Source organism: Vibrio rhizosphaerae (assembly GCF_024347095.1).
Classification (GTDB): Bacteria; Pseudomonadota; Gammaproteobacteria; order Enterobacterales; family Vibrionaceae; genus Vibrio; species Vibrio rhizosphaerae.
This window is the reverse complement of sequence record NZ_AP024903.1, coordinates 1102886-1129884: the sequence shown is the minus strand read 5'-3', so window position 1 is coordinate 1129884 and position 26999 is coordinate 1102886. Positions and strand designations below refer to the sequence as shown.

General features: G+C 46.4%; 24 protein-coding genes. 20 read left to right on the top strand and 4 right to left on the bottom strand.

Annotation, left to right across the window (positions count from 1 at the left end; genetic code table 11):
- Positions 1-2 precede the first annotated feature (2 nt).
- Both ptsI and crr read left to right on the top strand, forming a co-directional pair.
- Complete coding sequence (gene ptsI, locus OCV37_RS04860; protein WP_038181961.1) at positions 3-1727, top strand: phosphoenolpyruvate-protein phosphotransferase PtsI; 1725 nt, start codon at positions 3-5, stop codon at positions 1725-1727.
- A 103-nt stretch (positions 1728-1830) separates the two neighbouring features.
- Positions 1831-2340 carry a PTS glucose transporter subunit IIA gene (gene crr, locus OCV37_RS04855; protein ID WP_038181962.1) on the top strand — a complete coding sequence of 170 codons (510 nt, stop codon included), beginning with the start codon at positions 1831-1833 and terminating at the stop codon, positions 2338-2340.
- A 75-nt stretch (positions 2341-2415) separates the two neighbouring features.
- Here crr and OCV37_RS04850 read toward each other — a convergent pair whose 3' ends face one another.
- Entirely contained in the window at positions 2416-3573 is a 1158-nt protein-coding gene (locus OCV37_RS04850; protein WP_038181964.1) for a 2-octaprenyl-3-methyl-6-methoxy-1,4-benzoquinol hydroxylase, read from the bottom strand.
- Between the two features lie 298 nt (positions 3574-3871).
- Between OCV37_RS04850 and miaB the strand changes: the two genes are divergently transcribed.
- The 5 genes from miaB to lnt all read left to right on the top strand — a co-directional run bounded on the left by miaB (position 3872) and on the right by lnt (position 9438).
- On the top strand, positions 3872-5296 hold the full coding sequence (gene miaB, locus OCV37_RS04845; RefSeq protein WP_038181966.1) for a tRNA (N6-isopentenyl adenosine(37)-C2)-methylthiotransferase MiaB: 1425 nt from the start codon (positions 3872-3874) through the stop codon (positions 5294-5296).
- A 70-nt stretch (positions 5297-5366) separates the two neighbouring features.
- The gene (locus OCV37_RS04840; protein WP_038181967.1) at positions 5367-6464 is read left to right on the top strand and encodes a PhoH family protein; all 1098 of its coding nucleotides are present in this window, start codon (positions 5367-5369) and stop codon (positions 6462-6464) included.
- Positions 6461-6925: an rRNA maturation RNase YbeY gene (ybeY, locus tag OCV37_RS04835; protein ID WP_038181969.1), complete on the top strand. Its 465-nt coding sequence runs from the start codon at positions 6461-6463 to the stop codon at positions 6923-6925. Before OCV37_RS04840 ends, ybeY begins: the two co-directional genes overlap by 4 nt.
- Before the next feature lie 74 nt (positions 6926-6999).
- A complete protein-coding gene (gene corC / locus OCV37_RS04830; protein ID WP_038181972.1) occupies positions 7000-7875 on the top strand; it encodes a CNNM family magnesium/cobalt transport protein CorC in 876 nt (291 codons plus the stop codon).
- A 48-nt stretch (positions 7876-7923) separates the two neighbouring features.
- Positions 7924-9438, top strand: a complete 1515-nt coding sequence (gene lnt / locus OCV37_RS04825; protein ID WP_038181974.1) for an apolipoprotein N-acyltransferase — start codon at positions 7924-7926, stop codon at positions 9436-9438.
- A 34-nt stretch (positions 9439-9472) separates the two neighbouring features.
- Here lnt and OCV37_RS04820 read toward each other — a convergent pair whose 3' ends face one another.
- Positions 9473-9952 (bottom strand): zinc ribbon-containing protein, encoded by a 480-nt coding sequence (locus tag OCV37_RS04820; RefSeq protein WP_038181976.1) that lies wholly within the window; start codon positions 9950-9952, stop codon positions 9473-9475.
- A 121-nt stretch (positions 9953-10073) separates the two neighbouring features.
- Here OCV37_RS04820 and leuS point away from each other — a divergent pair, with 121 nt between their 5' ends.
- The 9 genes from leuS (at position 10074) to OCV37_RS04775 (ending at position 20455) form a co-directional block, all read left to right on the top strand.
- Complete coding sequence (leuS, locus tag OCV37_RS04815; RefSeq protein ID WP_038181977.1) at positions 10074-12647, top strand: leucine--tRNA ligase; 2574 nt, start codon at positions 10074-10076, stop codon at positions 12645-12647.
- Positions 12648-12812: 165 nt separating this feature from the next.
- Positions 12813-13427 carry an LPS-assembly lipoprotein LptE gene (locus tag OCV37_RS04810; RefSeq protein WP_038181981.1) on the top strand — a complete coding sequence of 205 codons (615 nt, stop codon included), beginning with the start codon at positions 12813-12815 and terminating at the stop codon, positions 13425-13427.
- Positions 13428-13445: 18 nt separating this feature from the next.
- Positions 13446-14471: a DNA polymerase III subunit delta gene (gene holA, locus OCV37_RS04805; RefSeq protein WP_038181983.1), complete on the top strand. Its 1026-nt coding sequence runs from the start codon at positions 13446-13448 to the stop codon at positions 14469-14471.
- A 104-nt stretch (positions 14472-14575) separates the two neighbouring features.
- Positions 14576-14893 (top strand): ribosome silencing factor, encoded by a 318-nt coding sequence (gene rsfS / locus OCV37_RS04800; RefSeq protein WP_038181984.1) that lies wholly within the window; start codon positions 14576-14578, stop codon positions 14891-14893.
- Positions 14894-14896: 3 nt separating this feature from the next.
- The gene (gene rlmH / locus OCV37_RS04795; RefSeq protein ID WP_038181986.1) at positions 14897-15367 is read left to right on the top strand and encodes a 23S rRNA (pseudouridine(1915)-N(3))-methyltransferase RlmH; all 471 of its coding nucleotides are present in this window, start codon (positions 14897-14899) and stop codon (positions 15365-15367) included.
- 6 nt (positions 15368-15373) lie between these two features.
- On the top strand, positions 15374-17263 hold the full coding sequence (mrdA, locus tag OCV37_RS04790) for a penicillin-binding protein 2 (RefSeq protein ID WP_038181987.1): 1890 nt from the start codon (positions 15374-15376) through the stop codon (positions 17261-17263).
- On the top strand, positions 17263-18384 hold the full coding sequence (gene rodA / locus OCV37_RS04785; RefSeq protein WP_038181988.1) for a rod shape-determining protein RodA: 1122 nt from the start codon (positions 17263-17265) through the stop codon (positions 18382-18384). Before mrdA ends, rodA begins: the two co-directional genes overlap by 1 nt.
- The gene (locus tag OCV37_RS04780; RefSeq protein WP_038181992.1) at positions 18384-19178 is read left to right on the top strand and encodes a septal ring lytic transglycosylase RlpA family protein; all 795 of its coding nucleotides are present in this window, start codon (positions 18384-18386) and stop codon (positions 19176-19178) included. The genes rodA and OCV37_RS04780 overlap by 1 nt, the downstream gene beginning before the upstream one ends.
- A gap of 98 nt (positions 19179-19276) precedes the next feature.
- Complete coding sequence (locus tag OCV37_RS04775; RefSeq protein ID WP_038181995.1) at positions 19277-20455, top strand: serine hydrolase; 1179 nt, start codon at positions 19277-19279, stop codon at positions 20453-20455.
- 97 nt (positions 20456-20552) lie between these two features.
- On the opposite strand, the gene OCV37_RS04770 is transcribed toward OCV37_RS04775, so the two are convergent.
- Positions 20553-22469 (bottom strand): ATP-binding protein, encoded by a 1917-nt coding sequence (locus OCV37_RS04770; RefSeq protein ID WP_051680574.1) that lies wholly within the window; start codon positions 22467-22469, stop codon positions 20553-20555.
- Positions 22470-22887: 418 nt separating this feature from the next.
- Between OCV37_RS04770 and ybeD the strand changes: the two genes are divergently transcribed.
- The 4 genes from ybeD (at position 22888) to OCV37_RS04750 (ending at position 25527) form a co-directional block, all read left to right on the top strand.
- On the top strand, positions 22888-23166 hold the full coding sequence (ybeD, locus tag OCV37_RS04765; protein WP_038181998.1) for a DUF493 family protein YbeD: 279 nt from the start codon (positions 22888-22890) through the stop codon (positions 23164-23166).
- Between the two features lie 216 nt (positions 23167-23382).
- Positions 23383-24030 carry a lipoyl(octanoyl) transferase LipB gene (lipB, locus tag OCV37_RS04760; protein WP_038182001.1) on the top strand — a complete coding sequence of 216 codons (648 nt, stop codon included), beginning with the start codon at positions 23383-23385 and terminating at the stop codon, positions 24028-24030.
- On the top strand, positions 24027-24992 hold the full coding sequence (lipA, locus tag OCV37_RS04755) for a lipoyl synthase (protein ID WP_038182005.1): 966 nt from the start codon (positions 24027-24029) through the stop codon (positions 24990-24992). Before lipB ends, lipA begins: the two co-directional genes overlap by 4 nt.
- Before the next feature lie 202 nt (positions 24993-25194).
- Positions 25195-25527 (top strand): hypothetical protein, encoded by a 333-nt coding sequence (locus tag OCV37_RS04750; RefSeq protein ID WP_038182008.1) that lies wholly within the window; start codon positions 25195-25197, stop codon positions 25525-25527.
- Positions 25528-25674: 147 nt separating this feature from the next.
- On the opposite strand, the gene glyA is transcribed toward OCV37_RS04750, so the two are convergent.
- Complete coding sequence (gene glyA / locus OCV37_RS04745; RefSeq protein ID WP_038182710.1) at positions 25675-26925, bottom strand: serine hydroxymethyltransferase; 1251 nt, start codon at positions 26923-26925, stop codon at positions 25675-25677.
- Between the last annotated feature and the right edge of the window lie 74 nt (positions 26926-26999).

Genomic DNA, 26999 nt, shown 5'->3' with positions numbered 1-26999 from the left:
CTATGATTTCAGGCATCCTAGCATCTCCTGGTATTGCTATCGGTAAAGCATTACTACTTCAAGAAGACGAAATCGTCCTTAACACCAACGCTATCTCAGATGCTCAAGTAGAAACTGAGGTACAAAAATTCTACGACGCACGCGATAAATCCAAAGCGCAGTTGGAAGTAATTAAACAAAAAGCGCTTGAGACATTTGGCGAAGAAAAAGAAGCTATTTTCGAAGGCCACATCATGCTGCTTGAAGATGAAGAGCTGGAAGAAGAAATTTTAGCCCTCATCAAGAAAGATAAACTGCACGCTGACAACGCCATCCATATGGTTATCGAAGAACAAGCTGCCGCTCTGGAATCATTAGATGATGAATATCTGAAAGAGCGTGCCACAGACATTCGCGATATCGGTAACCGCTTTGTAAAAAATGCTTTGGGTATCAACATTGTCAATCTGAGCGCCATCAATGAACAAGTTATCCTTGTTGCTTACGATTTGACGCCGTCAGAAACCGCACAAATTAATCTCGAATATGTTTTAGGTTTTGCAACCGATATCGGTGGCCGGACATCTCATACCTCAATTATGGCTCGCTCTCTTGAGTTGCCCGCAGTTGTCGGTACCAATGAGATCACCAAGCACGTCAAAAATGGCGACACACTGATCCTCGATGCGATCAATAACAAGATTGTGATTAATCCTTCAGAAGATGAGCTTGCTGAAGCGAAGAGCGTTCGTGAAAAATTCTTTGCTGAAAAAGAAGAGCTGGCCAAACTGAAAGATTTACCGGCAGAAACGCTGGACGGACACCGCGTTGAAGTTTGCGGTAACATCGGTACGGTTAAAGATTGTGACGGTGTGATGCGTAACGGCGGTGAAGGTGTCGGTCTGTACCGGACAGAATTCCTGTTTATGGATCGGACATCACTACCAACTGAACAAGAGCAGTACGAAGCGTATAAAGAAGTTGCAGAAGCCATGCAAGGTGAGCCGGTCATTATCCGCACGATGGATATTGGTGGCGATAAAGACTTGCCTTATATGGACTTGCCAAAAGAGATGAACCCATTCCTCGGCTGGCGTGCCATTCGTATCAGTTTGGATCGTCGCGAAATCTTACGTGATCAACTTCGTGCGATTCTGCGTGCTTCAGCCCACGGTAAACTCCGTATCATGTTCCCGATGATCATTTCTGTTGAAGAAATCCGCGAACTGAAAGATGCGATTGAAACCTATAAAGCTGAGCTGCGTGAAGAAAACTATGATTTTGATGAATCGATTGAAGTCGGCGTCATGGTAGAAACACCGGCAGCAGCAGCGATTGCTCACCATCTGGCAAAAGAAGTTTCATTCTTCTCTATCGGTACCAACGACCTGACACAATACACTCTGGCCGTTGACCGAGGAAATGAAATGATTTCTCACTTATATAACCCACTATCTCCAGCAGTGCTGAATGTGATTAAGCAAGTTATTGATGCTTCTCACGCCGAAGGCAAATGGACCGGGATGTGTGGTGAGCTTGCCGGTGATGAACGAGCAACATTACTTCTTTTGGGTATGGGACTTGATGAATTCTCAATGAGCGGAATCTCTATCCCGAAAGTGAAAAAAGTGATTCGTGAAGTAGACTATAAAGCAGTCAAAGCGATGGCAGAGGAAGCGCTTTCTCTACCTACAGCAGAAGAAATTGACGCTTGTGTAGAGAAGTTTATCTCAGAAAAGTCACAATAATGATATAAGCATTTGTAGTGGGCGAACAAAAGTGGTCGCCTACTGCATATCATTAGTATACTATAACCCGAAAGAATAAATTTAAACTTTAGGAGCTGACACAATGGGGCTGTTTGACAAACTTAAAAAGTTAGTATCTGACGACAGTGCTGACACAGGCGCAATTGAAATTATTGCACCGCTATCTGGTGAAATCGTTAATATTGAAGATGTGCCTGATGTCGTTTTTGCTGAAAAAATCGTTGGCGATGGCATTGCCATCAAACCATCTGGAGATAAGATGGTTGCTCCTGTTAACGGCACAATTGGTAAAATCTTCGAAACAAACCATGCATTTTCTATTGAATCAGAAGACGGTGTTGAGTTATTCGTTCATTTCGGTATCGATACTGTTGAACTGAAAGGCGAAGGTTTCAAGCGTATCGCAGAAGAAGGTCAACCGGTTAAAGCGGGCGACACTGTGATTGAATTTGATCTTGCTCTGCTAGAAGAAAAAGCAAAATCAACGCTCACACCAGTTGTGATCTCAAACATGGATGAAATCAAAGAACTGAACAAACTCTCCGGTTCAGTTGTTGTTGGTGAAACCGCAGTACTGCGTGTCACTAAATAAACGCAACAACATCATGAGAATGTTCATTTGCTAAACGCTGCCCCAAAAGCAGCGTTTTTTATATTTCATTTTCAGTTATGACAGACCAATCGCATAACGCAACACTTGTTTCTTCAGTATCCCAGAATGATTTGCCAGTTTTAAAGCTGCATTTCTAACGATTTTAACTGGCGTATGACTGTTACTAAAAGCTTTATAAAAGATGTCCATTCCTGTTTGCATCAGTAAATTATCTGGCCTTCTGCGCTGTTCGTAACGCACAAAAACGCTTTCCTCGAGTGTACTCGATTCTGAAATTTGCTTGAGCAGGCAAGCCACATCTTTAAAGCCAAGATTCACACCTTGTCCGGCAAGCGGATGAATCGTATGAGCGGCATCACCAATCAACACGCATCGCTTGGCCACATACTGCTGTGCATGACGCCGCGTTAAAGCAAAGGAACCGTGTTGGACCACCTCAATCTCACCGAGCTCTTCAGGAAAATGCATTTGAATTTCCTGTGCCAGCTGCGTTGCAGATAGCTGACTCAACTGACGAATGCGTTGTGGCGTATCGTACCAGACAAGCGAAGCTTGATGTCCGTTCAACGGTAAAAATGAGCGCGGCCCTGTGGGGTAGAACCTTTGCCAGGTAACATCCTGCTGTGGCAATGCAGTTTTCACATGAATCAACATACAGTGCTGACGATAATCCCATGCGGTGACACCAATCTGGGCAAAATCACGCACCTGAGAATGAGCGCCATCAGCCCCAACCACCCACTGCGCCTGAATCACCTGACCATCATCAAGATGCAGGTCGTTACTCTGCTCACCAAAATCAATATGCTTTAATCGAGTTGGACACTGCAGCGTCAGATTAGGATGTTGCTGAAATGCCTGCCAGAGACCAAGCTGAATAATCCGGTTCTCAACCATATAACCTAACTGCGCCAATCCAAGCGCATCGGCATCAAAACAGGTCCGACACGCTGCAGATTCCCACGTTTCAAGGCGGCGGTATGGACACACCCGCATCGACTCAATCTGTGACCACACGCCCAATGACTCAAGCAGTTTAACCGAAGCCATTGAGATAGCAGATACCCGTACATCCATCGGCTGTGTGGCTGCAAAAGGCTGTGGCTGATGACTTTCCAGTAAAACAACTTTTTTACCCTGCTGTGCCAGCCCCAAAGCTAACGCGGCACCGACCATGCCACCTCCGACAACAGCAACTTGATATGTTTCCATAATGCTGACTACTTATGACTAATTCTGACCACGACGATTGTACGGACTCACAGTCATCTTGAGAACCCATTTTGTCTTATTTACGCTGTCAAAATAAAGATATAGCAGACGATGACATCCGAAATCACACTGAACATTGGATTGCTATTTTCATTGTATATTGTGATCGGTGTTAAACACTGGTCAGCAGGTTTTGAAAACAGTACAATACGCCGCTTACCGTTAGTGCGGTAATTTCAGTATATACTAGGGACATAGGCTCCCAAGCATTCAGACAGACAAAACGAGCGAAAGTGAGATGAGTAAGAAACTGCTAATTAAAACCTGGGGCTGCCAAATGAATGAATATGATTCATCTAAAATGGCCGACCTACTCAATGCAGCCAGTGGCTATGAGTTAACAGAAGAACCAGAGGAAGCAGATGTCCTACTATTGAATACCTGTTCAATTCGAGAAAAAGCTCAAGAGAAAGTATTCCATCAATTAGGTCGCTGGAAAAACTTAAAAGATAATAAGCCGGGTGTGGTCATTGGTGTCGGCGGCTGTGTCGCTACACAAGAAGGTGATCATATCCGTGAGCGGGCACCATTCGTGGATGTGATATTCGGCCCACAAACGCTGCACCGCCTGCCAGAAATGATTAAGCAGTCTCAATCTGCCGAAGCGCCTGTCATGGACATTTCATTCCCGGAAATTGAAAAATTTGACCGTTTGCCTGAACCTCGGGCCGATGGCGCAACAGCTTATGTTTCCATCATGGAAGGTTGTTCAAAATACTGTACTTACTGCGTGGTGCCTTATACCCGAGGAGAAGAAGTCAGCCGTCCGATGGACGACGTCCTGTATGAAATTGCGCAACTTGCCGAACAAGGGGTGCGTGAAGTCAATTTGCTCGGACAAAATGTGAATGCCTACCGCGGTGCCACACACGATGGTGAGATTTGCTCATTCGCAGAGCTGTTACGTTTAGTTGCCTCAATTGATGGCATCGACCGGATCCGCTTCACAACCAGCCATCCGTTAGAATTTACCGATGATATTATTGCAGTTTACGAAGATACCCCTGAATTAGTGAGCTTCTTGCACCTGCCGGTACAAAGTGGTTCGGATCGTATTCTGACGATGATGAAGCGGCCACACACCGCCCTTGAATACAAATCGATCATCCGTAAACTCCGTAAAGCCCGTCCGAATATTCAAATCAGTTCTGATTTCATCGTCGGCTTCCCTGGCGAGTCAGATAAAGACTTTCAGGATACGATGAAACTCATTCGGGATGTAGATTTTGATATGAGCTTCAGTTTTATCTTCTCTCCTCGCCCGGGTACGCCGGCAGCAGATTACCCGTGTGATCTGAGTGAGACGGTAAAAAAAGAGCGTCTGTATGAATTGCAACAGACCATTAATAGTCAGGCGATGCGCTACTCGCGTCTGATGTTAGATACAGAGCAACGTATTCTGGTTGAAGGCCCGTCGAAAAAGAATTTGATGGAATTACGCGGCAGAACCGAAAACAATCGCGTCGTGAATTTTGAAGGCTCCGCCGACCTGATCGGTCAGTTTGTCGATGTCAAAATTGTCGATGTTTTCCCGAACTCTCTGCGCGGTGAGTTAATCCGCACCGAGCAGGAAATGGATCTACGAGTGGTGATGTCACCACTGGAAATGATCCAAAAGACACGTCGAGAAAATGAACTGGGAGTGGCTACGTTTACCCCTTAATCTCGAACTATTTACCATCCGGTTTCCGGTCAGAATCGGAAACCCGGGGATGGCAACATGAGAGGTCACATTGAGTAATAAAATTATCACACTGGAAATCAGCCTAGAACCATCCGATAACCGTCGCCTGGCAAGTCTGTGTGGACCGTTTGACGATAATATCAAACAACTTGAACGTCGCCTGGGCGTTGAAATCAATTACCGTAATCAGCACTTTACCGTGGTGGGTAAACCACATACGGCAACAGCAGCCATTGATATTCTCAAAACCCTTTATGTGAATACCGCGCCGGTCAGAGGCCATATTCCTGATATTGAGCCGGAACAGATTCATCTGGCGATTAAAGAGTCCGGTATTTTGGAACAACACACCGAAGCGACTTTTGAGCATGGCAAAGAAGTCTTCGTTAAAACGAAGAAAGGGATGATCAAACCCAGAACGCCGAATCAGGCGCAATATCTGATGAATATGGTCACCCATGACATCACGTTTGGTGTCGGCCCTGCCGGGACCGGGAAAACCTATCTTGCAGTTGCCGCTGCCGTTGATGCACTCGAACGACAAGAAATTCGTCGGATCCTGCTTACGCGTCCGGCAGTTGAAGCAGGTGAGAAACTGGGATTTCTCCCCGGTGATTTGAGTCAGAAGGTTGATCCATACCTTCGTCCGCTGTACGACGCCCTGTTTGAAATGCTTGGCTTTGAACGGGTCGAAAAGCTGATTGAGAGAAACGTGATTGAAGTTGCCCCACTCGCCTACATGCGAGGCCGGACCCTCAATGATGCATTTATCATCTTGGATGAAAGCCAGAATACCACCGTCGAACAGATGAAAATGTTCCTGACCCGGATCGGTTTCAACTCAAGAGCCGTCATTACCGGCGATGTCACTCAGATTGACTTGCCTCGTGGCGCCAAATCAGGACTACGACACGCGGTCGAAGTACTGAATGAAGTCTCTGAAATCAGCTTTAATTTCTTTCAGGCTGATGATGTGGTTCGCCATCCTGTGGTTGCCCGGATTATCAATGCTTATGAGAAATGGGAAGCTCAGGATCAAAAAGAACGCAAAGAGTACGAACGCAGACGCCGTGAAATACAACAAAACCGGGCGACGGAAGAACAACAAGGTACCTCTCCTACCGTACCGGAGTCTGATCAGTCATGAGTATTGTACTTGATTTGCAAATCGCAGTTGATGAGACAGATGGCATCCCTTCCGAAGCGGATTTTTCCCGCTGGCTCACGGCTGCAATTACCCCGTTTCAGGCTCAGGCAGAAGTCACGATTCGAATTGTTGACCAAGCTGAAAGTCAGCAACTAAACTGTCAATATCGCGGAAAAGATAAACCGACAAACGTGTTGTCGTTTCCGTTTGAATCACCACCAGAGGTGACACTGGATCTATTAGGCGATTTAGTGATTTGCCGTCAAGTGGTCGAACAGGAGTCCAATGAGCAGCATAAACCGTTACCTGCTCATTGGGCGCATATGGTTGTACATGGTAGCCTTCATCTGTTAGGTTATGATCATATCGACGATGACGAAGCCGTAGAAATGGAGTCACTCGAAACAGAAATCATGTTGAAATTGGGATATCAAGACCCATATTTAGCAGAGAAACAGTAGCACAGGTTCTTCATATCCCCTGTTCTACGATGTGTGCTATCACACGTCTGATAGCGTGACTGAATAGAGTAACAATGAACGAAGACAATTCGCAGAATTCTGAAGGTCCGAGTAGGAAGTCCTTTTTTGGACGTTTAGGTCAGCTTTTTCAAGGCGACCCCAAAGATCGACAGGAATTGGTGGAAGTGATCCGGGATTCGGAAGTCAACGACCTGATCGACCACGATACAAAAGCAATGTTGGAAGGGGTCATTCAGATATCTGAAATGCGGGTTCGCGATATCATGATCCCCCGCTCCCAGATGGTGACCATTGACCGGGATGCATCGCTCGACAAATTAATCACCCTTATCACCGATGCCCAGCACTCGCGGTATCCGATCATCAGTGAAGATAAAGACCACGTTGATGGTATCTTACTGGCAAAAGATCTGCTCAAATATCTCGGTTCAACCTGTACCCCATTTCATATTGATGAAGTGATCCGTCCGGCAGTAATCGTTCCTGAAAGTAAACGCGTTGACCGGTTGCTGAAAGAGTTCCGGGAAGAGCGTTACCACATGGCCATTGTGGTCGATGAATTCGGTGGCGTATCAGGACTGGTGACGATCGAAGATATCCTAGAAGAAATTGTCGGCGATATCGAAGATGAGACCGATGATGAAGAACAACAAGATATCCGTAAGCTTAGCAAGCATACGTTCTCCATCAACGCACTCACAACGATTGAAGACTTTAATCAGACCTTCGGTGCCAACTTCAGTGATGAAGAAGTGGATACCGTTGGCGGACTAGTGATGACAGCATTCGGCCATCTGCCTGAACGGGGCGAAGTCGTACAACTGGCTGACTATCAGTTCAAAGTAACCAGTGCGGATAATCGGCGCGTTGTCCAGCTCCAAGTCACAATTCCTGACATTGAAACCGTTTCAGAAGAGTTTCAGGAATAGTAATATAATCAGTAATCACCCTCTATCGAGCAAAACAATAATAAGCTGATGTCTCATTCAAACTATTCTCGTTTTATACGGCCACTCATGGCCGTTTTTTCTGGTGCCATCGGCTCATTTGCTTTTGCGCCCTATTCCCTGTGGCCGCTGGCGTGCTTCTCCCTGTATTTTTTATTTCTCCTGCTATCTCAGCGCTCAGCCAAACAAGCGTTCCTATTGGGATTATGTTGGGGGCTCGGTTTTTTCGGTCACGGCGTTTACTGGATTCACGTCAGTATTGATACGTTTGGCGGAGTACCCAAAGTGGTCAGTATTCTACTGATGGGGTTACTCTCCGCTTATCTGGCACTTTATCCGGCTTTGTTTGGTTACATCCTGAACCGACTCTTTCCTCGAGAGTCCGCTATCCGCTATTTGCTGGTAATCCCTGCCCTTTGGCTCGTGAGCGAATGGCTACGGGGCTGGGTATTTACCGGATTCCCATGGCTTTGGCTTGGGTATAGCCAAATCGATACGCCGCTGGCTAATTATGCCCCGGTTGGTGGCGTCGAACTGATCACACTGGCAGTTGCCTTGATTTCTGCCGCAATGACATATTTTACCTTGAAGCGGCGATGGCTTATATTGCTTGCTCCATTGAGTGTTTACGGCATCGCAGCTGGCTTGCATGCTGTTCACTGGGTTGCCCCGCAACCAGAGCGTCAGACAACAATAGCCCTTGTTCAAGGTAATATCGACCAAGCGCTGAAATGGCGTCCCAGTCAGCGCTGGCCAACACTGATGAAATATGCAGATTACACACAACAAAACTGGGATGCAGATATTATCATTTGGCCGGAAGCCGCGATTCCTGCTTTTGAACACGAACTACCGGAATATCTCAGTTCGCTTGATGAACTTGCCCGACAAAATCATTCCGCGCTGCTCACCGGTATATTAACCCGTCCAGATAGCCAAACCTTCTACAACAGCATTCTCGCCCTCGGGCAGGGGACACCAGCGTACCCCAGCGCAGACCGCCCCCAATATAAGAAACACCATCTCCTGCCATTTGGTGAATTTGTTCCGTTTGAACAATGGCTACGCCCACTGGCACCACTGTTCAACCTCCCAATGTCATCATTTTCTCCGGGTCCTTATATTCAGCCGAATATTGAGGCAAACGGTCGCTTTTTCGTTGCCGCACTTTGCTATGAAATCGTCTTTAACGAACAAATTCGGGAAAATGTTACGGATCAAACAGACTTCCTGCTGACCTTGTCAAACGATGCTTGGTTCGGACGCTCGATCGGACCGCTCCAACATATGGAAATCGCAAGAATGCGGGCACTGGAACTGGGCATTCCCCTGATTCGTTCAACCAATAATGGGGTCACGGCTGTGACGGACTATCGGGGTAAGATCACCGAGCAACTGCCACAATTTGAAGCCGGTGTTCTCAAAGTAACGCTGACGCCGACACAGGGAGAAACCCCTTATCGCATGCTGGGTTCATGGCCACTTTATATCTGGATAGCGTTCAGTCTGTGCTTCGGGTTTGTCACCACCCGCACACGCGAATGATGACAAATTACAGTGAAGAAAGTAACTCAAGTATTTATGATGCTTTAGGACGAACCGACACTCGGCTGAACTGCTGATGACCGCAGGACATACAAGGGATCACTTCTGTCGGGTGGTTATATTCCATTTTATGACCACATCGATCACAAACCAGCACTCCAAGGCCAATCACATCTCCGGCTTGGTAGGTTCCCTGATGTTCGAGCTCATGATGCAGTTCGGTCCATTCGACCACCGTTCTGTCGGTAATCGACGCGAGCGCCTCCCAGATTGAATTAGAAATCATCACTGAAAAAGGGCCGCTCTTGCTTTCCTCGTAATGTTCCGCAAACTCATGCAAATCGGCTTTCATATAGGCGGAGATCAATGCCAATTCATCTTTGGTCATATCCGACGCGGCCTGAACGACTTTCTCAGAAGTTTCGATTGCATTCTGAAGTCCTTCTGGACTGTGTTTTACGGTTTCAATCACCTCTTGTAACAGAGTTTCATATCCCGATTTATGTTTTGACATGACAAACCTCTTCCAAACTAGATTGACTATTGTTGTGTACTCTCGCTTTAGGTATTCTATGTCGATCTATTCGTACCTGTTCTAACTGAACTCACAAATCCAAGATAATCGGACATCATCGATGCAAGAACAATATAATCCACAAGAAATTGAGCCCAAAGTTCAAGCGTATTGGGAAAACAGCAAAACATTCACTGTTACAGAAGATTCTACCAAAGAAAAATTTTACTGTTTATCTATGTTTCCGTACCCAAGTGGCCGACTACACATGGGACACGTCCGTAATTACACAATCGGTGATGTGATTTCCCGCTTTCAACGCCTACAAGGTAAAAATGTCATGCAGCCCATCGGATGGGATGCCTTTGGTCTTCCGGCTGAAAATGCAGCGGTCAAGAATAAAACGGCACCGGCACCATGGACCTATGAAAATATCGAATACATGAAGAACCAGTTGAAGCTACTGGGATTCGGTTATGACTGGAACCGGGAATTTGCGACCTGTCGGCCTGAATACTATCGCTGGGAGCAAGAATTCTTTACCAAGCTCTATGAAAAAGGCCTCGTTTATAAAAAAACCTCTTCTGTCAACTGGTGCCCGACCGATCAGACTGTTCTGGCCAATGAGCAGGTTGAGAATGGCTGTTGCTGGCGTTGTGATACTCCTGTCGAACAGAAAGAAATCCCACAATGGTTTATCAAAATTACCGCTTACGCTCAGGAATTGCTTGACGATCTGGACACGCTGGACGGCTGGCCGGAAATGGTCAAAACCATGCAGCGTAACTGGATTGGCCGCTCAGAAGGGGTTGAGTTGCAGTTCGACGTGCCAAACTATGGTGCATTGGAAGTCTATACAACCCGCCCGGATACCTTGATGGGTGTCACTTATGTCGGTATCGCAGCAGGTCACCCGCTGGCTGCCCTCGCAGCAAAAAATAATCCAACGATTGAGCAGTTCATTGATGAATGTCGGAATACGAAAGTCGCAGAAGCCGAACTGGCAACGATGGAGAAAAAAGGCATCGACACCGGTCTGAAAGCCATTCATCCGCTGAACGGGCGTGAAGTGCCGATCTACATTGCCAACTTCGTTCTGATGGATTACGGCACTGGCGCTGTGATGGCAGTTCCGGCTCACGATCAGCGTGACTTCGAATTTGCGACCAAATATGGTTTAGATATCCAGCCTGTTATTCAACCGGCGGATGGCAGCACTCTTGATATTTCGGAAGCGGCTTATACCGAAAAAGGCATTTTGTTCAACTCTGGTGAGTTTGATGGTCTCGACTTCGAGCAAGCACTCAATGCCATTGCCGCCAAACTTGAAGCAGAAGGGAAAGGACACAAGACCGTCAACTTCCGTCTACGTGACTGGGGTGTCTCCCGCCAACGTTACTGGGGCGCCCCCATTCCGATGGTCACAACACAAGATGGTGAAGTCCATCCGGTTCCAGCGGATCAACTCCCGGTCCGGCTTCCGGAAGATGTTGTGATGGATGGCGTGACCAGTCCGATTAAAGCGGATAAAACATGGGCTGAAACGACTTATAACGGCCAGCCGGCACTGCGCGAAACCGATACATTTGATACCTTTATGGAATCATCATGGTATTACGCTCGCTACTGCTCGCCACAAGCAGATCAAATCGTAGACGCAGAACAAGCCAACTATTGGCTGCCTGTCGATCAGTATGTCGGTGGGATTGAACACGCTTGTATGCACCTGCTCTATTCACGTTTCTTCCACAAACTGCTGCGTGATGCCGGCTATCTTGCTTCTGATGAACCATTCAAGAAATTGTTATGTCAAGGTATGGTTCTGGCTGATGCATTCAGCTATCAGAATGAAAAAGGCGGCAAAGAGTGGGTTTCTCCGACAGAAGTCAAAATTGAGCGTGACGGCAAAGGGCGGATTACCGCCGCGATTGATGCGCAAGGACGTCAGGTCGAGCATTCCGGCATGGTCAAAATGTCGAAGTCGAAGAATAACGGTATCGACCCGCAAGAAATGGTTAACAAATACGGTGCTGACACCGTCCGGTTGTTTATGATGTTCGCCTCCCCTGCGGATATGACGCTGGAATGGCAGGAGTCCGGTGTTGAAGGAGCAAACCGCTTCCTGAAGCGTGTCTGGAAACTGGTTCTTGAACACACAACACAAGGTGTTGCCGTGGCTGTGGAACCCCAATCCCTGAACAATGCGCAAAAAGCTCTCCGTCGGGAAGTGCATAAAACCATCGCCAAAGTCACCGATGATATTGAACGTCGTCAGACATTCAATACTGCGATTGCAGCAATTATGGAGCTGATGAACCGATTGGGTAAAGCGCCGCAGGAAAATCCTCAGGATCGTGCCATTTTGGATGAAGCGCTCAAAGCCATTGTGGTGATGCTGTCTCCGATCACGCCGCACATCTGTTTTGAAATGTGGCAAGCACTGGGCGGTACGGATCTCGATCATGCCCCTTGGCCGACCTACGATGAAAAAGCGCTGGTTGAAGATGAAAAACTGATTGTTCTGCAAGTTAATGGTAAGGTACGTGGTAAATTAACCGTTGCCGCTGATGCCTCTCAAGAACAAGTTGAAAGCTTGGGACTTCAGGACGAGAATGTTCAGAAATTTATTGATGGCCTGACGATCCGCAAAGTGATCTATGTTCCGGGTAAACTACTGAGCATTGTAGCAAACTAATCGTGATGAACTAAATCACTGAATACGAGTCAGTAAACAGGTATTTATAATGTTTACTGACTCTCGTGATTGACGGACAGAGGATTTTATTTCATCGATGGGTTGTTCAACAACCAAATGATCGTTTGGAATGACCACTGTACAATTGATTAAAATAGGACTCGAATGCGTTCACTTCATCCCTCATTACTACGACATGTTTTCCTGACACTATTGACGATATCGTTGACTGCCTGTGGTTTTCATTTACGGGGAGATTATGATGTTCCCGAAGCTTTAGATAAGCTATCTGTGACCAGTTATGACCAATACAGTCAATTTACCCGAATGGTCAAAAACCGGCTCAGGCTGAATGAGATTGAGATCGTTGAACCGGCAGAAAATATTCCTAATTTACATTTAGTCAGCGAAACGATTTCATCAAGAACACTGTCTATTTATCAGAATACGATCGCGGCGGAAAAAGAACTGACTCTCAATGCGACATTCCGGGTCACCGTGCCCGACGTAGGGACCAAAACATTCACCACAACGGTTACCCGCAGCTATCTGGACAACCCGTTGACAGCGCTGGCCAAATCAATGGAAAGTAACATGCTCATCGATGAGATGCGTCAGCTTGCTTCATCTCAAATTATTCGCCTCATGGCCCGTTTAAAACCAGACCTGACTTTATCAGAACGTTCCTCACGGCAGCGCAAAATGTCAGATCAAGGAGGTGACAAGAGTCATGTATCAACCATTGAGGTTTCAACGGATCAGCACACGACAAGCCAATAGAGTCTGACTGAGATTTTGATGCGTATATTTGCGGAAAAATTGCCGGAACACCTGCAACATCAATTAATGCCGGTTTATCTCCTGTTCGGAAATGAACCGTTATTATTGCAAGAGTCCCGGCTCACCATTGCCCAACAAGCCAAAGCGCGAGGTTTTGCTGAAATCTACCGCTATCAGGCGGACAGTACACTGGATTGGCAGCAAGTCTTCGACCATTTTCAGGCGTTCAGCTTGTTTTCGAGCCAACAATTGGTCGAATTAACGCTCCCGGACGGTAATCTGAATGCCCAGTTAACCGCACAGCTCCTCGCGTTGGGAGACATGTTACATCCGGATACGATCTTAGTCGTCATCGGCAATAAACTCACCAAAGCGCAGGAAAATACCAAATGGTTTAAAGCGTTAGCCACACAAGGCTGTCTGGTCAATTGCCTCACACCGGATCTCAATCGTCTGGCGCAATTTGTCATGCAGCGTTGCCGGAAACTAAAGCTCGTTCCCGACCCTGAAGCCCTACAGATGCTGGCACAATGGCATGAGGGAAACCTGCTCGCCCTGGCTCAGAGTCTGGAAAAACTAGCGCTGCTCTATCCTGACGGTCAGCTGACGTTGATCCGAGTCGAAGCATCACTATCGCGACATAATCATTTTACCGTCTACAACTGGACAGATGCTTTGCTGGACGGAAAAGCCAACCGTTGTCAGCGCATTTTGCGCCAGCTGGAAGCCGAGGGCACTGAACCCGTACTACTGTTACGCTCAATCCAGAAAGAGCTACGGTTACTCACCACGCTTCATGCACAACAGCAAGAGGCATCGCTGCATACACTGATGGATAAACACCGGATCTGGAAAAATAAGCGCTCTCTTTATGTGAATGCATTAAACCGACTCAGTGCAGAGAAACTATATATGCTAATCCAAGCCCTGAGCCACATTGAACTGGCGGTAAAAACACGCTACGACATTGACCCATGGCCCTTATTGCAAGCGTTTAGTTTGCAATTTACCCAAGCCAATTTGACGCCCGCTTTTTCGACCTAAAAGCATGATATACTTTAACGAGATTTACAGCGATCCGCGGATTAAAATCGGATCGTTTTAAAATAAATCAATTGAAAGTAGAGACCAAGTCAGAGGAAATTTCATTGCAACACGAAGACCTGAAAAATTTTTTAGTGGATAAAGCAGATGATATGAAGGCAGAAAATATTACCGCACTTCATGTAGCCGGGATATCCAGCATCACGGACTATATGGTCATCTGCACCGGCACATCCAAACGCCATGTATCATCGATTGCCAATCATGTCGCCAGCGAAGCCAAAAAATTAGGGATGTCTCCCCTCGGTATCGAAGGTGACTCAGAAGGAGAATGGGTCGTTCTGGATATGGGAACCTCGATGTTACACGTCATGCAGGAAGAACAACGATCGCTCTATCAGCTTGAAAAACTCTGGAGCTAAAGTGTGAAGATTCAGCTAGTTGCTGTGGGTACAAAAATGCCCCAATGGGTTGAACAGGGATTCAACGAATACCAACGTCGCTTCCCGCATGATATGCCTTTAGAGCTTGTTGAAATTCCCGCAGGAAAACGGGGTAAAAACGCAGACATCCCCAGAATACTGGATAAAGAAGGGGAAGCGATGCTCGCTGCGGTTCCGAAAGGACATCGCATTGTCACGCTCGATATTCCGGGAAAGCGCTGGGATACCCATCAACTGGCACAACAAATGGAAAGCTGGAAATTAGATGGCCGTCATGTCTCAATCCTCATCGGCGGGCCGGAAGGGTTAGCTCCGGCCTGCAAACAAGCCGCAGAACAGAGCTGGTCTTTATCACCACTCACGCTCCCTCATCCTTTAGTCCGTATTGTGATGGCTGAAAGTTTGTACCGGGCCTGGAGTGTCACGACCAACCATCCTTATCATCGAGAATAGAACAAGATGCTTCGCAAACGCAGTCAGATCCGAGACTACAAGTCAGAAGACAGTCTGTTTCGAAACAGGGCTATTATCTCCTTTTTAGCGATTATCATTCTGGTTGGTGTGTTAATCGCAAACTTGTATACCCTTCAGGTCGTGCAATTTCAGGATTACAGAACCCGCTCTAACGACAATCGGATTAAAATTGTCCCAATCGCCCCGAACCGCGGGCTGATTTATGACCGCAATGGTGTGCTACTGGCGGAAAATCGCCCGATCTTCGATTTGGAAATTACCCCGGAACAAGTCGATGATATGAATGAGACCATTCAGCAATTAAGACAAATCCTTGATATTTCACCGGAACAAGTTGATTCTTTCCGCAAAGAATTACGCCAAACCCGACGCTTCAATTCCGTGCCGATTCTGACACAATTGACGCCGGAAGAAGTCGCTAAATTTTCAGTCAATCAATATAAATACCCCGGCGTTGCCGTCACAGCCCGGCTGAAACGTTACTATCCTTTCGGTAAAATGCTGACTCATGTGATCGGCTATGTTTCCCGAATCAATGATCGGGACATTGAACGACTCAAGCGAGAAGCAAAAGAGGCAAACTATCAGGCAACCCGTGATATCGGTAAGCTCGGTATCGAGCGCTACTATGAAGATATTCTCCATGGAATGCCCGGTTATCAGGAAGTTGAAGTCAACAGCCGTGGGCGCGTTATCCGCACCCTCAAATATGTGCCTCCTGTGCCGGGCAAGGATCTGGTTCTGAATATAGACATTAATCTACAACGTTACGTTTATCATTTGCTTGATGGCAAAAGAGGCTCCGCGGTCGTCCTCGACCCGAAAGATAACGGCGTTCTGGCAATGGTTTCCAGTCCAAGCTATGACCCTAATGCTTTTGTCCACGGGATTACCGGCAAAGATTACCGTGCGCTGCTGGAAGATAAAGACCATCCTCTGGTCAATCGAGCCACATTGGGGATCTATCCGCCGGCATCCACAGTGAAACCGTTAATTGCCGTCTCCGCATTACAAGAAGGTGTGATCACCCCCACCACAACCCGGAATGATCCGGGATACTGGCGAATTCCCAATTCAAAAACGAAACCTTTCCGGGACTGGTTAAGATGGGGACATGGTAAAGTCAACATCACCAAAGCACTGGAAGAGTCCGTTGATACGTTCTTCTATCAAGTCGCTTATGATATGGGGATTGATCGCCTGTCACGCTGGATGAAGATGTTCGGTTACGGGGAATACACCGGGATTGATATCTTTGAAGAAAGTAAAGCCAACATGCCGACCAGAGAGTGGAAAATGGCTCGCCACCGAACCCCTTGGTATCAGGGAGACACCATTCCCGTCGGTATCGGTCAGGGCTATTGGACAGCAACACCGATGCAGATCGCGAAAGCGATCTCGGTTTTAGTCCATCACGGCAAGGTTCTGGCACCACATTTCCTCCGGGCAACCATTGAAAATGGAGAGTCCTTTGACAAACAGAAACTCGCAGAAGTAGAAACCTATCCGCCTATTACCGGCGTGCCTGAGAAATACTGGGATATCGCTATTAATGGGATGTATCTGGTCAATCACGGCCCACGGGGAACCGCCCGTCACGCATTTAAAAATCTCAAATATAAAAGTGCTGGCAAGTCAGGCACCGCACAGGTCTTTGGCCTCGCCGAAGGGGAAGAATACAATGCTGATGAGCTTGCCGAACATTTACGCGACCATGCACTGTTTACCGGATTTGCGCCCGTCGATAACCCGAAAGCCATTGTCACAATCGTATTGGAAAATGCGGGCGGCGGCTCCAGTCACGGTGCTCCCGTGGTGCGAAAGATATTTGACCACATCATTCTAGATGAAGACCAACAAGAGAAGAAAGACTAATGGAATTCAATCCGTCTACAGGCAAGAGCCGGGCATTCTTTGAACGTTTGCACATTGATCTTCCGCTATTACTCGGTCTACTACTGGTCATGGGATTTGGTCTGGTGGTGATGTACAGTGCCAGTGGCCAAAATATGGCGATGATGGAACGTCAGGCCATGCGGATGGTTTTGGCTCTGACCATTATGGTTGCGCTTGCTCAGCTATCGCCACGAAATTATGAATCTTTGGCACCTTTTCTGTTTTTCTGTGGTGTCTTATTACTCTTCGGGGTTCTGCTTGCCGGAGAAGTGTCCAAAGGCGCGCAGCGTTGGCTCGATATTGGTGTGATCCGGTTTCAGCCGTCAGAGCTGCTTAAATTGGCCGTACCGCTGATGGTCGCCCGCTATATCGGCAAACATCCACTCCCCCCATCATTCAAGACGCTCTGTGTTTCATTGGTTATGGTCTTTGTCCCGACCATTCTGATTGCCAAACAGCCTGATTTAGGCACATCGATTCTGATTGCCGCTTCCGGTATCTTTGTCATTTTTCTCGCAGGGATTAGCTGGCGTATCATTTTTGCTGCGCTGTTTGCCACCGGGGCTTTTGTTCCGATACTGTGGTTCTTTTTGATGCGTGAATATCAGAAAGTGCGTGTCCGGACCTTATTTAATCCAGAGTCAGATCCTCTTGGGGCCGGTTATCACATTATTCAGAGTAAAATCGCTATTGGCTCCGGCGGGATTTTGGGGAAAGGTTGGTTACACGGTACTCAGTCACAACTTGAATTTCTGCCAGAACGTCATACCGACTTTATTTTTGCCGTAATTGCCGAAGAATGGGGACTCATCGGGATTGTAGCTTTGCTCTCCGTCTACCTGTTTATCATCGGACGCGGACTGTATCTGGCTAGCAATGCCCAGACCGCTTTCGGAAAAATGATGGGCGGGAGTGTTGTGCTCAGCTTTTTTGTCTATGTATTTGTCAATATTGGTATGGTGAGTGGAATTTTACCTGTTGTTGGCGTTCCGCTGCCATTAATCAGTTATGGTGGGACATCCATGGTGACTCTCATGGCAGGCTTTGGCATTCTGATGTCAATTCATACTCACCGAAAAGCATTTTCAAAGGCAAACTGATGAGCATTCGACTGCTTCTGTATTATAGCGCAATCCTCTTATTCATGGCGGGCTGTAGCTCTTCCGGCCGTTATGATATTCGTGATGATGTGGCCCCGAAACGCCCCATCTCCGTTGATAATATCGAAGATGCCCACCCCAAATATGAACCTTATAGTCTTGGCGGAAACAGAGACTATACGGTTCGGGGAAAGAAGTACCATATTATTAAAAATCCCAAAGGATTTCAGGAGCAAGGGCTTGCCTCTTGGTATGGCAAAAAATTCCATGGTCATCAAACCTCCAATGGTGAGATTTATGACATGTATTCGATGACCGCAGCCCATAAAACGTTACCGATCCCCAGTTATGTCCGGGTCACCAACACCAATAATGGTAAAACGGCAATTGTACGGATCAATGATCGCGGACCGTTCCACAGCGGAAGAATTATCGATTTAAGCTATGCTGCGGCATACAAGCTTGACATCATCCGAACGGGCACAGCCCCGGTTAAAATAGAGGTACTCACTTATGATCGCCCAACCGTCACGGCGGCGACTCCCCCAAAAAAACACCCATCTGACTATGTCATTCAGGTTTCTTCCTCAGCACATTTGGAAAGAACCCGAACTTTATCGCGAGATTTGAGTCAGAAGTTATCTGTGACCAGTTATATCGATAGCCTCAATGGTAGTCATCGGGTCTTTCTAGGACCATTTCATGACTACTCCCAGACCCGACAAACTCTGGAACAGGTGAAACAACTGGGCTACAGCAGCGCCTTTATCAGGAAACACCGGCTGATACAATAAATCCCGGAAAATCTGGCCGAATCGTCCTTTGGGTCTGGCTTGAGAAAATGAGTTTCTGTTAAGATATACACAACTAATTGTAAAATTCTGCATTTATCATGAATAAAAAAATACTTTTGAAGTCGATTTCTACTCCTTTTATTGCCTTAGCCGCAATATTTACATTCACTGCTTCAGCTTCGCCAATCGTGGTCCCGGATGCACCGCAAATTGCAGCCCGAGGCTATGTTCTGATGGATTATCATTCAGGTAAAATCCTTGCAGAAAAAGAGATGAACACCAAATTGCCACCAGCCAGTCTGACCAAAATGATGACCAGTTATGTCATCGGCCAAGAGTTAGCACGTGGCAATATCTCCCCGGATGACGACGTGGTCATCAGTAAAAATGCCTGGGCGAAAAATTTTCCCGATTCATCCAAAATGTTCATCGAAGTCGGCACGACCGTAAAAGTGAAAGACTTGAACCGCGGAATCATCATCCAATCCGGTAATGATGCTTGTGTGGCAATGGCAGAGCATGTTGCAGGTTCCGAGGACGCGTTTGTCGATTTGATGAATGCCTGGGCCAACACCATTGGCATGAAAAATACTCATTTTGAGAATGTTCATGGATTGGATCACGGTAATCACTATTCAACCCCATATGATATGGCGATTTTGGCCCAAGCCCTGATTCGTGATGTACCGAACGAGTACAAACTCTATTCTGAAAAGAAATTTACCTATAACGGAATTACGCAATATAACCGCAACGGCCTGCTCTGGGATAAGAGCATGAATGTTGATGGTATCAAGACCGGTCACACCAGCCACGCTGGTTACAGCCTTGTCAGTTCGGCTACAGAAGGCAACATGCGGTTGATTGCTGTGGTGATGGGTACGAAAAGTGCCAATGCTCGTAAGTCCGAGAGTAAAAAACTTCTCAGCTACGGTTTCCGCTTCTTTGAAACAGTTGCACCGCATAAAGCCGGAGAAACATTCATTAACGAACGGATCTGGATGGGTAGCAAGGACACCGTTGCATTGGGCGTGGATAAAGATACTTATGTCACGTTACCAAGAGGACAGGCGAAAAACCTGAAAGCCAGCTTCGTTCTGGAGAAAGAGCTGGAAGCGCCGATTAAGAAAGGAGATGTCGTCGGTAAACTGTACTATCAGCTCGAAGGTAAAGATGTTGCTCAATATCCATTGATTGCACTGGAAGATGTCCAGAAAGGTGGTATCTTCAGTCGCCTATGGGATTACATCGTCTTGTTATTTAAAGGGTTATTCTAATTCCGACCCATAAATGACATACCCTGTTTCACACAAAAGCCTGATATCATATCAGGCTTTTGTTGTTTAACAGCTTTGTCTGCTCGAACCATTCACCTCATACGCTGGTTGTCGATTGCTCGTCCCGGTCAACAGCCCGTTTTGGCCAGAGCCGCGACTCACGACGTAATACTCTTTCAATATCTTTCAATTGTGCGGGTTTCGGCAGTACATCATCCATCCCGCATGTTTTGTACTGTTCAAGATCTTCTTCACTTGCATTGGCGGTATAAGCCACAATATAAGGCTGCTTCATCTCTGTATGACGGCGGATTTCACGTGTTGCTTCCATCCCATTCATCGTATTCATATAGATATCCATCAGAATCACGTCATAATTACTGTCTTGGACCGCCTTCAGCACTTGAGTCCCATCTTCGATGGTATAAACCCGGTGACCCAGTTTTTCTAACATGAAGCGTGCTAGTGATTGATTCAGCGAACTATCATCGACCACCAAAATATTGAGCGACTTACAATGCGGGAGCGATTGCTGTTTTTTATCGGACGGGTCACTGACCGGGCCAGCCTCCTGATAGGGAAGATCAAACCAAAATGTCGCCCCAAGTCCGGGGATACTTTCAACCTGAATCGTTCCCCCCATCATCTCAACAAAACTTTTACAAATCGAAAGACCTAACCCCGTACCACCGACATGAGAGCCGACTTGCATGAAAGGCTGGAACAAGCGTTTCAGATGTTCCTGTTCAATACCGATGCCTGAATCCTTGATCTTAAACACAAGACGAGGCTCGTGGTCATGATCCCCGCTACGCGCTAAACTCACGCTGAGATGAATCTCACCGTGATAGGTAAACTTCGCGGCATTGCCCAATAAATTGATCAAAATCTGTTGCAGTTTTTTCGGATCGCTGCGGATATATTGAGGTACAAAATCACCAATCTCGTAACTCAGTTGAATCTCCGGAGATTTTAGTTGGGGCCGGATTAAATCAATCACGGTGGATATAAGTGGACGAAGTTCGAAGTTATCAGGCTCAAAGGTAATTTTATCGGCCTCAATTTTTGACAGATCAAGGATATCATTCACAATTGCCAGTAATGAACTCCCGCCAGACTCGATAATATTAAGAAACTCCTGCTGCTTGGCATCCAGATGAGAATGACTCAGAAGTTCAGTGGCACCGAGAATACCATTCAACGGGGTCCGGATTTCATGACTCATCACCGCAACAAACTTGCTTTTGGCCCGGTTAGCTGACTCGGCTGTTTTTCTGGCTGCCTGTAACGCAGCAGTACTGCGGCGTAACTGCATCAGGTTATGGCGGATGTATGTTAAATAAACACCGACTAAGATACTGAAATTAATGAAGAGAAAAATAGAAAACCCTGCCAACCGGATACGTGTCTCACCTTCTTCGGCCTTCTGATGTGCGTAATATTCTCTCATCGACATCTCAGCGGCAGCAATATAGCGCGAACCATCAGCGGAACGCATCGGGACAAACACCGCACGAAAATCGCCCCAATGGTCATCATAATCCGCCCAGATAATGCGATTTTCATGCAATGCAGTCAGTAACTGGTGACTAGCATCAGGATAAGGATCGAAAAAACGAACATAGGTATTGTTTTGCAATTCATCTTCGGACGCGCTGGATGATACGAGAACCGCCTGCCCATGCCGCTCAATCACGGTATAAATATAAGTCAGATCCATCTTTCTGCTATATTCGGTCAGTCGCTCAATCGCATGCCAATCTTCGGCTTCGGTTTTAGAATGCTTATCGACCAACCCGTCATGGTAATGTTCACCTAAAGCCGCAGAGGCCATCAAAGCACCGTGATAGAGTCGATTATTCAGATCATCTTCAATCGACTGCTTTGCTTGAACATACAGATATGCAACAAAAGAAACACAGGAAATCACGTATACACAACTGAATAAAATAAATTTCCATGTTTCTTGAATACGAAATTTTCCACGATGAGCGCTTTTAGCAATCTGCTGCATTATTTCTTAACCTACTAAACTCACGACAAAATCAATGTCATCTCTATCAGAATAACCCCAAGATGCAGTTTCAGCATACACCAATCCGTTGCACAAACCAGTTGCATAAACAATGTGCTCAATATAGAACTTACAGCGGTCAATGACTCTTATCTGTATAGCATTTCACTAACATATTAATCTTTATACAGTTATTTTCTCTCCAGAGCCACTCTCTTCACGAAAGCTGCATACCGGTAACTTAGCCATAAAAATCCCCATTCACTTTATATAACTAAAATCATTCAATAAACCGATAAAGTTTGCGTGAAACCACACAAATACACACAATTTGAGCGTAAAAGTGCATCTTGAGATCCATGTCATTAATCAGTATTATTCCCCTCCTTATCTATCGACCTCAGCCGGAGTTGCACTTATGTTAACAATTAACTCAGATGCGAAACTGAAAGACTTGCTTGAATTTCCTTGTTCATTTACCTACAAGGTGATGGGCCATGCAAAACCGGAGTTACCTGAACTCGTTCTTGAGGTCATCCAGCGCCATGCCCCCGGTGATTACAGTCCAACAGTCAAACCCAGCGCGAAAGGAAACTATCATTCTGTTTCCGTCAATATTACGGCTACATCGATCGAACAGGTTGAGACGCTCTATAAAGAATTAGGTGAGATCGAGATTGTTCGAATGGTGCTGTAAGCCAAACAGATCGCTGGACGTTCACCCACAAAACTCTGTTGTTTTTTGAAAAATTCAATTTTTTTTGAACAACAAAAACAGCAATCTTCCCTTATCAATCAAATTGTTAGAATGGCTCATCCCAAGGTGTGGCCATTTTTTATCATCATTGAGTAGTTCCATAACCCGAAGCAGTTTATAATCCAAATACTTTATTTATCGCGGATGAGTCCTATTATGGAGAACCAACTCGTTATCAAACGACTCGGTCAACAAGACTATCAGCCTATCTGGCAAGCGATGCACGATTTTACCAACCAGCGAACAGACGAAACCTGTGATGAAGTCTGGCTGGTTGAACATCATCCTGTTTTTACTCAGGGTCAAGCCGGAAAAGCAGAGCACATTCTCAATCCGGGAGACATCCCCGTCGTCCAGAGTGATCGCGGCGGACAAGTCACCTATCATGGTCCCGGACAACTGGTCGTTTATTTTTTGCTCGATTTAAAGCGCAAGAAGCTTGGCGTCAGAGCGCTTGTCACACACATCGAAAATATTGTCATCGAGACACTGAATGCATTTGATATTCAGTCACAGGCCAGAGCCGATGCCCCCGGTGTGTATGTCGGAAATAAAAAGATCTGTTCTCTGGGGCTACGGATTCGCAGAGGCTGTTCTTTTCATGGGCTGGCTTTGAATATTAATATGGATTTATCACCATTTTTAAGGATCAATCCTTGTGGCTATCAAGGTATGGAAATGGTTCAGGTCAGTGAGCTCGGTGGTCCGTCCGACATACAAACCGTCGAAACACAACTCATTAAAACGCTTGTATCAGCACTGGGTTACGAGCATATAGAATTCAAAACAGAAGCAATATCATGAGCAAACCGATTCAAATGGAAAAAGGCGTCAAATACCGTGACGCTGACAAAATGGCACTGATTCCGGTCAAAAATATGCCGACCGAACAGAAAGAGCAATTGCGTAAACCTGCGTGGATGAAGATTAAACTACCGGCAGATAGTCAACGCATTCAGGATATTAAATCCGCCATGCGTAAGAATAATCTGCATTCGGTCTGTGAAGAGGCTTCCTGCCCCAATCTGGCAGAGTGCTTTAATCATGGCACTGCCACTTTTATGATTCTGGGAGCAATTTGTACGCGTCGCTGTCCTTTCTGCGATGTCGCACATGGGCGTCCTTTAACACCTGATGCGCAAGAGCCGCAAAAACTCGCACAGACTATCCGGGATATGAAGCTCAGATATGTGGTTATCACCTCGGTTGATCGTGATGACTTACGCGATGGTGGTGCGCAACATTTTGTGGATTGTAACCGAGAAATTCGGGCACTCAATCCTGAGATTCGCATTGAAACACTGGTTCCCGACTTCAGAGGCCGGATGGATACCGCACTGGATATCCTGAAAGATAATCCGCCAGATGTATTCAATCACAATCTGGAAACTGCGCCGCGCTTGTACCGGAAAGTGAGACCCGGAGCAAACTACAAGTGGTCTCTGGAATTATTACAAAAATTCAAACAGCAACACCCGGACATCCCAACCAAATCTGGTCTGATGATGGGGCTGGGTGAAACAAAAGAAGAGATTGTCGAAGTGCTCAAAGATCTGCGTGCCCACGGCGTCACGATGCTGACCTTAGGTCAATATCTGGCACCGAGCCGCCATCACTTACCCGTAGAACGCTATGTCCCACCGGAAGAGTTTGATGAACTGAAAGAGATTGCGCTGGCACTCGGCTTTACTCATGCCGCATGTGGTCCGTTTGTTCGTTCCTCCTATCATGCTGATTTGCAAGCTAAAGGCATTGAAGTCAAATAATGCCAATCAGCCGGTGCCCCCACCGGCTGATTAGCCGCTCAACGGCCTATCACCAACATGACCATTTGAGGATAAACACGGCACAAGCCTTCCGCAAATGTGAAACAATTGCCATAATTTGAGCTGTAATATTGAATCTATGATGGTTGTTCTATAGTCTAGAGAGCAACTCGAATTCACTGTCGATGTAAGGATATATATGATGAAAACAGCCACGATCTGGGGCATTATCGGACTCGCGGTCACACTCGCAGGTTGTGCTTCAAATACCAAAGAAGACAACTACCGTGAAGCGTCTTTTGAGCTTTGTAATACCGACGTGAAAGTCTACTCGCTGGATAATGCAGGACGAGTCCGCATCGTTTGTGCCGACGGCTCTAAATTTGCCCTCAAATCAGAAAGCACGCTCGAAGTGATGCGTGGGATCAACATTGATTATTGTGACGGCGAAGGGTTAGGCAAATTTACTGAAAGTGAAAACTACTACTTATTCAAATGTAAATCAGGTACAACACTGAGCATCTCTAAAGATTAATCCCCGTATTGAGATAATATTCTCAATCGCTGATTGCCCTTTCACAGACACTTTTGAATCTCTTGTTTCGTTGTGAATATGCTTTATTTCAAAATAATAAACCCGCGGAAAGCGGGTTTATTTTTATCACCAAAATGATTCGGTCACTTATGCGTAAACTGGGAGGCGCTTACAAATTTCGAGAACTTTTGCTTTCGTCGCATCAATCACACTTGGATCATTGATGTTGTCCAACACATCACACATCCAGTTTGCCAACTCTTTCGCGTCATCAGCGGTAAAACCACGTCGAGTGATTGCCGGTGTGCCGACACGAATACCTGAAGTCACAAACGGACTCCGAGGATCATTCGGTACTGAGTTCTTATTAACGGTAATATTCGCTGCGCCGAGAGCCGCATCCGCTTCTTTCCCTGTGATATCTTTGTCGATCAAATCAACCAGGAACAAATGGTTTTCAGTACTGTTCGACACGATTTTATAGCCACGCGCCTGGAACTGAGCAACCATCGCTTTGGCATTTTGCACGACACGCGCCTGATAGGCTTTAAACTCAGGTTCCATCGCTTCTTTAAACGCAACTGCTTTTGCCGCAATCACATGCATCAGAGGACCACCCTGACCGCCAGGGAATACAGCAGAGTTCAGTTTTTTGTACATCTCTTCACCGGCGTTTGACAGAATCAAACCACCACGCGGACCAGCCAGTGTTTTATGGGTTGTCGTGGTCACAACGTGAGCATGTGGGACTGGTGTCGGATACACGCCCGCAGCGATCAGACCCGCCACATGCGCCATATCGACAAACAGGTAAGCGCCGACTTTATCTGCGATTTCACGCATCCGAGCCCAGTCAACAACTTGTGAATATGCAGAAAATCCGCCAATAATCATTTTCGGCTTATGTTCAACCGCCAACGATTCCATTTCGTCGTAGTTAATCTGACCCGTTTCATCAATGCCATAAGGAATCACATTGTAGTGTTTCCCGGAGAAATTCACCGGAGAACCATGTGTCAAGTGACCACCGTGAGCCAGACTCATCCCTAAAACAGTATCACCGGGATTCAACAATGCCATATAAACAGCACTGTTTGCCTGAGAACCTGAGTGAGGCTGGACGTTTGCATATTCACAATTAAACAGTTCGCATGCGCGCTCAATCGCTAATGTTTCAACTTTATCGACGTACTCACAACCACCATAATAGCGCTTGCCCGGATAGCCTTCCGCATACTTATTGGTCAGCTGAGAGCCCTGAGCTTCCATCACGCGTGGGCTGGTGTAGTTTTCTGAAGCAATCAGTTCAATGTGTTCTTCCTGACGAAGAGTTTCTTCTTGAATGGCTGCGAAAAGATCCGCATCATAATCAGCGATATTCATATCACGCTTAAGCATCTGTATCTCCTGACTCAGATTGACTGAAATGTTTAATAAAATGACATTTTGACTTAACGCAAACGTTTTCGCCA

Excerpts from the sequence above, each read along its gene's own strand:
- ptsI (WP_038181961.1), top strand. The coding sequence starts at position 3 with ATGATTTCAGGCATCCTAGCATCTCCTGGTATTGCTATCGGTAAAGCA.
- crr (WP_038181962.1), top strand. The coding sequence starts at position 1,831 with ATGGGGCTGTTTGACAAACTTAAAAAGTTAGTATCTGACGACAGTGCT.
- OCV37_RS04850 (WP_038181964.1), bottom strand. The coding sequence starts at position 3,573 with ATGGAAACATATCAAGTTGCTGTTGTCGGAGGTGGCATGGTCGGTGCC.
- miaB (WP_038181966.1), top strand. The coding sequence starts at position 3,872 with ATGAGTAAGAAACTGCTAATTAAAACCTGGGGCTGCCAAATGAATGAA.
- ybeY (WP_038181969.1), top strand. The coding sequence starts at position 6,461 with ATGAGTATTGTACTTGATTTGCAAATCGCAGTTGATGAGACAGATGGC.
- corC (WP_038181972.1), top strand. The coding sequence starts at position 7,000 with ATGAACGAAGACAATTCGCAGAATTCTGAAGGTCCGAGTAGGAAGTCC.
- lnt (WP_038181974.1), top strand. The coding sequence starts at position 7,924 with ATGTCTCATTCAAACTATTCTCGTTTTATACGGCCACTCATGGCCGTT.
- OCV37_RS04820 (WP_038181976.1), bottom strand. The coding sequence starts at position 9,952 with ATGTCAAAACATAAATCGGGATATGAAACTCTGTTACAAGAGGTGATT.
- leuS (WP_038181977.1), top strand. The coding sequence starts at position 10,074 with ATGCAAGAACAATATAATCCACAAGAAATTGAGCCCAAAGTTCAAGCG.
- OCV37_RS04810 (WP_038181981.1), top strand. The coding sequence starts at position 12,813 with ATGCGTTCACTTCATCCCTCATTACTACGACATGTTTTCCTGACACTA.
- holA (WP_038181983.1), top strand. The coding sequence starts at position 13,446 with ATGCGTATATTTGCGGAAAAATTGCCGGAACACCTGCAACATCAATTA.
- mrdA (WP_038181987.1), top strand. The coding sequence starts at position 15,374 with ATGCTTCGCAAACGCAGTCAGATCCGAGACTACAAGTCAGAAGACAGT.
- rodA (WP_038181988.1), top strand. The coding sequence starts at position 17,263 with ATGGAATTCAATCCGTCTACAGGCAAGAGCCGGGCATTCTTTGAACGT.
- OCV37_RS04780 (WP_038181992.1), top strand. The coding sequence starts at position 18,384 with ATGAGCATTCGACTGCTTCTGTATTATAGCGCAATCCTCTTATTCATG.
- OCV37_RS04775 (WP_038181995.1), top strand. The coding sequence starts at position 19,277 with ATGAATAAAAAAATACTTTTGAAGTCGATTTCTACTCCTTTTATTGCC.
- OCV37_RS04770 (WP_051680574.1), bottom strand. The coding sequence starts at position 22,469 with ATGCAGCAGATTGCTAAAAGCGCTCATCGTGGAAAATTTCGTATTCAA.
- ybeD (WP_038181998.1), top strand. The coding sequence starts at position 22,888 with ATGTTAACAATTAACTCAGATGCGAAACTGAAAGACTTGCTTGAATTT.
- lipB (WP_038182001.1), top strand. The coding sequence starts at position 23,383 with ATGGAGAACCAACTCGTTATCAAACGACTCGGTCAACAAGACTATCAG.
- lipA (WP_038182005.1), top strand. The coding sequence starts at position 24,027 with ATGAGCAAACCGATTCAAATGGAAAAAGGCGTCAAATACCGTGACGCT.
- OCV37_RS04750 (WP_038182008.1), top strand. The coding sequence starts at position 25,195 with ATGAAAACAGCCACGATCTGGGGCATTATCGGACTCGCGGTCACACTC.
- glyA (WP_038182710.1), bottom strand. The coding sequence starts at position 26,925 with ATGCTTAAGCGTGATATGAATATCGCTGATTATGATGCGGATCTTTTC.